At 34.1% G+C, this 270-nt stretch carries 1 protein-coding gene; it reads right to left on the reverse strand.

Annotated features, from left to right (window positions below):
* A partial coding sequence (locus ACRHNM_RS16840) for an outer membrane beta-barrel protein (RefSeq protein ID WP_431137768.1) occupies nucleotides 1-270 on the reverse strand: 270 nt, incomplete at both ends.

A 270-nucleotide genomic window follows, 5' to 3' on the forward strand; every position in this document is an offset into this window, starting at 1 on the left:
GAGTCGTTATAATCTGTTCCGGCAAAATAACTTTCGTTATACATTAAATTTCTGGTCGTAAAAAACACACCAGGCTCTAGCCTAAGATTCATGTAGTCATTAATACGCATGTCTCCAATGAGCCCTAGGTGAAATCCAAATGTTTTGTCAACTAAGATGTCATCAAGGTTTTCTTCGTAATCAAACTTAAAATCATATTGATTGAAACCTAGAAAATAACCCCAAGACAGAAATTTTTGGCCTAAATTATCAATGTTATTAGCGACCTTT

The sequence above is a fragment of the Psychroserpens mesophilus genome (assembly GCF_050617655.1).
GTDB classification, from domain to species: domain Bacteria; phylum Bacteroidota; class Bacteroidia; order Flavobacteriales; family Flavobacteriaceae; genus Psychroserpens; species Psychroserpens mesophilus_A.